Source organism: Anaerolineae bacterium (genome assembly GCA_013178165.1).
GTDB lineage: Bacteria > Chloroflexota > Anaerolineae > Aggregatilineales > Ch27 > Ch27.
Window position 1 is genome coordinate 32,867 of record JABLXG010000002.1, and the last position, 6,062, is coordinate 38,928.

Consider the following 6,062-nt stretch of genomic DNA (forward strand, 5'->3'; position numbering starts at 1 on the left):
TGTTTGGGCAGCGACCTGCTGCAAGAAAGGGCTGTGCTGATGGCTTCCCTGCAAGAGAAAATCGGTCAGATGTTGCTGGTAGGCTTTGAGGGCCTGCAAGCGCCGCAATACATCCTGGACTGGCTAACGGAAGGGCGGGTCGGCGGCATCATCCTGTTCGCCCGCAATGTCGCTACGCCGGAACAGCTGGCCGAACTGGTTCGCTCTCTGCGTCGCGCCGCCCGCCATCCCCTCCTGATCGCCATCGATCAGGAAGGCGGCATCGTCGCCCGCCTGCGCCACGGCTTCACCGAAAGCCCCGGCGCAATGGCCCTGGGGGCCGCCGATTCAGAGGTACTGGCGGAACGGGTGGCCGCCGCCCTGGGGGCGGAACTGCACGCGCTGGGCATCAACTTCAACCTGGCGCCCGTGGTAGACATCGGCCACGACAGCAGCAACCCCGTGATCAGCACCCGCACCCTGGGGATTGACCCTGCACGGGTCAGCCGGCTGGCCGTCGCCCAGGTGCGCGGCTTTCAAAGGGCCGGGGTGGGCGCCTGCGCCAAACACTTCCCCGGCCACGGCAACACGCCAACCGATTCGCATGTCAGCCTGCCAGTGGTCAGCGGGTCGGTCGATTTTCTGTGGCAGCATGACCTGATCCCCTTCCGGGCGGCGGTGGAAGCCGGTATCGCCAGCGTGATGATCAGTCACGTCAAATTCGAGGCGATTGATCCTGATTATCCTTCCACCCTGTCCCCGGCTATCATCACCGGCCTGTTGCGGCACGAGATCGGCTTTGATGGCCTGGTCGTCACTGATTGCATGGAGATGCAGGCCATCACCCAGAACTACGGTGCAGGTGAATCGGCGGTGCTGGCAGCGCTGGCAGGGGCTGACGCGATGTTCTTCTCCCACACACGGGCCAATCAGGAAGCTGCTTACAACGCCCTGCTGGACGCCGCCGAAAGCGGACGCCTGCCGCTGGAGCGCATCGAGCAGGCCATCGCCCACATCAACGCCTTCACCAGCCGCTACCCCGGCGGCGAACCGGGCGATCTGAGCGTCATCCGCCACCCGGATCACCTGGCCGTCTGCCGGGCCGCTGCCGAGGCCGGGACTGTGCTGGTCACCGCCGATCCGGCTTCCTTCCCCCTGCGTCCGGAAAGTCAGCGCATCGCTCTGGTGGAATTCGCCTCCCACCTGGAAACCGGCGCAGTAGACCAGAGTGGGCTGAGCGGGCTGGGCACGCTGTTGCACGCTCAGGCGCCGCGGATCATCCACCTGGCCCTCAACCCTGCCGAACCACAGGGCGAGACCCTGGAAGAAGCGCGGCGGATGGTCCGGGCGGCGGATGTGGCCATCGTAGCCACGCGCAGCGCCCATTTGCTGCCCAAACAACGGGAAATCGCCCAGGAGCTACTGGACATGGCGCACCGCAGCATCCTGCTCTGCCTGCGCAATCCGTACGATATCGAAGTGCTGGACGGCCCGGATACGATTCTGTGCACCTGCGGCGACGCCATGCCCTCGTTGCAGGCGGCAGTGGACGCCCTGCTGGGCCGCTTCACGCCGACCGGTCGTCTGCCGGTGCCTGTCAAGGGGGTTAGCTAAATCACCTAAACAAACTGCCCTAGATTGTTTGACACTATTGCCCAAATGGGGCATAGTGAAAATGAAGCAATTTCCACATGTGTCTGCTTCACCAGGTACTGGAGGGGAAGATGCGCAAACTAACAGTTCTGATCCTGCTGGCCCTGCTGCTGACCAGCGTAGCGCCGGTCATCGGGCAGGCCGGGCAAGCACCGGCGGGCACCTTCTATGGCGCCTGGCCGTACTTCCTGCCGCCCGACGGCCACCTGAACAGCTTCGCCACCGGCGGGCCAAGTGGCATCGGCCTGTACTATCGCTGGGTCGAACTGCCGATGGCCTACTTCCTGCGCGCCCAGGGCGAATATGAACCCTGGCTGGCCGAGAGCTGGGAGTTCGAGGGCGATGAGGCGTTCGTCGTCCATCTACGTCAGGATGCCAAGTGGAGCGACGGCAGCCCTATCACCGCCGATGATCTGGTTGGCACCTATGCAATTGGTCGTATCCTGCTGTGGAGCGACTTCAACTACGTTGGCGATGTAGAGAAAGTTGACGATTACACCGTCCGCTTCCATCTGTCCAACCCCTCGCTGCTGGCCCGCCACCTGATTCTGCGCACCACGATCCGTAGCATGGCCGTCTATGGCGACCTGGCCCAGAAAGCCATGGAAGTCTACGCGAGTGGCGCCAACAAGGACAGCGAAAGCTGGCTGGCCCTGCAGACCGAGATCAAGGAATTCCGTCCTGAGGCCGTCGTCGCCAGTGGGCCGTTCATCTATGGTCTGGAGGACATCGGCGACAGCTTCATGACCCTTCACTGGCAGCCCAATAGCATCTTCTCCGAAACTGTCAAGTTCGGGGAAGTGAAGATCTGGTACGGCGAGACCGAGGCCGTAACCCCGCTGGTGCTGGATGGCAAGGTCAGCTACGCCACCCATGGCTTCCCGCCCGCGACTGACCAGGCGATGATGGATGCCGGGCTGCGTATCATCCGTGGCCCCTATGGCTATGGCGCGGCAGTCTACATCAACCATGACAAGTATCCCTTCAGCCGGCCGGAAGTGCGCCGGGCGATGGCCATGGTCATCGACCGCGCCGAGAGCGCCTTCCTGACCAAGGGTCTCAGCGCCCTGCCCGTGCAATACATGGCGGGTATGGCTGATAGCCTGGTTGAGCTATGGCTGAGCGAGGAAGACCGGGCCGCCCTCAATACCTACCCATACGACCCCGCTGCGGCGGAGCAGTTGCTGCTGAGCATCGGCTTTACCCGCGACGCCAATGGCAAGTGGCTGGATGACAACGGCGATCCGGTCGTCGGCGAGTACATCTTCCAGGCGGAATGGGCTGACTATGGCGCGGCTGCCCAGAACGCTGTCGAGCAACTCAACGACTTCGGCTTCCAGATCACCGGTCGCGCCGTGCAGTGGCAGCAACTAGACGAGGACCTCAAGGCGGGTAACTTCACCCTGACGGTCCGCAGCTGGGGCGCCGCTTCGCCCTTCCCCAGTGACCAGTTCAACCAGGTACTCCGTACCTGGAACTACCCCGGTCTGGGAGAAGGCCAGAAGGGCATCAACTTCCCGATGGAGTTTGAATGGCGGGGCGAACAGATCGACTTTGGCAAGCTGATCGCCGATGCTGGCGCCGGCCTGGATCCAGAAGCGCAGCGGCCCTTCGTGGCCAAGGCTGCCGCGATCTACAACGACCTGCTGCCGGTCATCCCGCTGAGCGAGGCGCTGGCCAACAACCCGCTCAACGAGAACCTGGTCAGCGGCGCGCCGGCTGATGACGACCCGATCTGGCTCAACGGCGGCGGCTCCGTTGACAACTACATCACCTATCTGGTGATGAATGGCATCCTCACACCGGGGCCGGAGGCTTAATCGCTTCATCCGCAAACTGGTCGACCGGGGGTCTAAGCCCCCGGTCTGAGACCAAGCAGAAGTCTGAAGGATAGGCTGTTAACAGCGTCAGTATGTCGCGTTTTCGCCGGGTGGGGGGCCACCCCCACCCGTTCTCGTTGCCGGTCAGCGGCGGTATAATCACCGTCAGCCGGCGAGCAAGAGCGGGCCTGCCAGAACATGTTACGCCAGCTAGCGCCCAGTTGAGATACCACCTGACCTATGGAAGCAACGACTTCTCCCCAAGCTGTTCGATCCGGATGGGCCGCGTTCTGGAAGGCAACCCGGCGCGCCCTGACTGGCTATACCGCGCGAACCATCCTGCAGGGGTTGCTAACCATCTGGGCGGTGATGACCTTTACTTTTGTGCTTATCCGCCAGATGCCTTCCAACCCGGTGCAGATCGAGGCGGAACGGATCGTCCGCGAAGAGCTGGTCTCGTACGAAGAGGCGTACAGCCGCGCCGCTTCGCTCTTCGACTTTGACCCCAACCAGCCACTCATCGAGCAGTACGTCGAGTACCTGGCCAAGCTCATCCGCCTGGACTTCGGCCAGTCGATCACCTCCGCCGGCACGCCAGTGCTTGACCAGATTCTGCAGTACCTGCCCTGGACGGTTTTTAGCGTCGGGCTGGGGTTGCTGATCAGCTTCACCATCGGCATCTTCGTAGGGATGGCCATGGCCTACTGGCGCGGCGGTATCCTGGACAACGTGGTGACCGCCCTCGCCTCCATCCTGTTTGGCATCCCCAACTACATCATTGCCCTGCTGATCATCCTGATTCTGGGGGTGCAACTCAAGGTTATCAATATCTCCGAGGCCCTGGGCCGGGTCGATCCCACGATCGAGCCGGGCTTCACGCCGGAATACATTGGCAGCGTGCTCAGCCACGCCGTACTGCCGGTGCTCACCTATGTCTCAGCAACAGTTGGCGGCTGGATTCTGACGATGAAAAGCAGCACTATTGCTACCCTGGGCGAGGAATACGTCACGGTAGCTCACGCCCGCGGGCTGAGCCAGTGGCGTGTCCTGACCGCTTACGTGGGCCGCAACGCCATGCTGCCACTGGTCACCCGCCTGGCCATCAGCATCGGCTTCGTTGTCGGCGGCAGTGTGATCATCGAGGATATTTACCGCTACCGGGGCCTGGGCAAGTTCCTGACCACCGCCATTGTGGCCCGCGACTACACCTCGATGCAGGGCGTCTTCCTGGTGATCGCGGTCTCGGTGGTGGTTGCTAACATGCTGGCGGATGTCCTCTACGGCGCCCTTGATCCGCGTGTGCGCGTCGGAAAGGAGCAGTGAGCGTGGACCTGCAAAGCCTTGCCAGCCCCACCGGCCTGCTCATCGGCGCTCTATGTGGCCTTGTGCCGCTGATCATCGCCCTCCGCAACCGAACACCCCGGCCTGGCATCCTCGGCTTCCTGGCCTGCCTGCTGAGCGGGTTTGCCTGCAATGTGCTGGGCGGGCTGCCGATGATCCTGTTGACGGTTGCCGTAGTTGTTTCCTATACCTACACCGATCGGGATGATCCCTTTCTGTCACGGGCCGCCCTGGAAGAAGTGGATTTTGAGGAAACATTTGGCGCGATGGTCACCCGTCGCCTGGCCAGTCTCGGTCGTACTATCCGCGCAGCCAGCCGCGCCCTGGTCCGTAACAAAGCCGGGTTCCTGGGCTTTCTGGGATTGGTGTTCTTCTTTGTTCTAAACGTCTTTGGGCCGATGGTGATCCCTTATGATGGCCAGCCACACTTCTATGATCGCCGGCGCGAAGGCGCGATCAACCTGTTTCAGGGGCCATCGGCGGAATTCCCGCTGGGGTTGGACTGGCAGGGGCGCGATATCCTCTCGCATATTGTGCATGGCGGGCGTGCTCTGATCATCACCTCGGTGCAGGCGGGTGTGATCACCACGGTCATCGCCGTGATCCTGGGGGCCGTCGCCGCCCTGATCGGCGGCCTGCTTGACCAGATTCTCAACGCTATCGCCAACTTTATCCTGACCATCCCGCAATTCCCGTTACTGGTGGTCCTGGCCGGGCTGATCAGCTTTGAAGATCGCTTCTTCCTGGCGGTGCTGCTGGGCCTGCTGGATTGGCCGACTCTGATGCGCGCCGTCCGCGCCCAGGTGCTCAGCCTGCGCGAACGCGATTACGTAGAAGCCGCCTATGCCCTCGATCTGGGTCTGCCGCATATCGTCATGCGGGAAGTCCTGCCGCAGATGATCAGCTACATCGTCATCAACATGATCTTCTCCATCCGCGGGGCCATGTACGCCATCGTCGGGCTGGTCTTCCTGGGTATGGTGCCATTCACCGAACCGGACTGGGGCGTGATGATCTTCATGGGCCGTTCCCAGGGCGCGCTATTCTCGGCGGAGGCAGCCAGCATGCTGCTCTCCCCGGTGGTCGCGGTAGCCCTGTTCCAGCTCTCGCTGGTACTCTTTACCCGCTCGCTGGAGGAAGTCTTCAACCCTCGTCTGCGGGCTGGCCTGTAGGAAACGCGCTTATGTCCATCTCCGATTCCACCGTCCTCAGTGTTCAGGATATCTCGATCAGCTATCTGGCCCACCGGGGCAAGGTGCGGGCTGTCAG

At 62.4% G+C, this 6,062-nt stretch carries 4 protein-coding genes; all 4 read left to right on the forward strand.

Annotation, left to right across the window (positions count from 1 at the left end; all coding sequences use genetic code 11):
* Positions 1-39: 39 nt before the first annotated feature.
* The 4 genes from nagZ (at position 40) to HPY64_02060 (ending at position 5,965) form a co-directional block, all read left to right on the forward strand.
* On the forward strand, positions 40-1,593 hold the full coding sequence (nagZ, locus tag HPY64_02045) for a beta-N-acetylhexosaminidase (protein ID NPV65908.1): 1,554 nt from the start codon (positions 40-42) through the stop codon (positions 1,591-1,593).
* 110 nt (positions 1,594-1,703) lie between these two features.
* The gene (locus HPY64_02050) at positions 1,704-3,452 is read left to right on the forward strand and encodes a hypothetical protein (protein ID NPV65909.1); all 1,749 of its coding nucleotides are present in this window, start codon (positions 1,704-1,706) and stop codon (positions 3,450-3,452) included.
* A gap of 240 nt (positions 3,453-3,692) precedes the next feature.
* Positions 3,693-4,775, forward strand: coding sequence for an ABC transporter permease (locus tag HPY64_02055; protein NPV65910.1), 1,083 nt, complete (start codon positions 3,693-3,695; stop codon positions 4,773-4,775).
* A gap of 2 nt (positions 4,776-4,777) precedes the next feature.
* Entirely contained in the window at positions 4,778-5,965 is a 1,188-nt protein-coding gene (locus tag HPY64_02060) for an ABC transporter permease (protein NPV65911.1), read from the forward strand.
* Positions 5,966-6,062 lie beyond the last annotated feature (97 nt).

Coding starts and splice junctions, on each gene's coding strand:
- nagZ (NPV65908.1), top strand. CDS start 40: ATGGCTTCCCTGCAAGAGAAAATCGGTCAGATGTTGCTGGTAGGCTTT.
- HPY64_02050 (NPV65909.1), top strand. CDS start 1,704: ATGCGCAAACTAACAGTTCTGATCCTGCTGGCCCTGCTGCTGACCAGC.
- HPY64_02055 (NPV65910.1), top strand. CDS start 3,693: ATGGAAGCAACGACTTCTCCCCAAGCTGTTCGATCCGGATGGGCCGCG.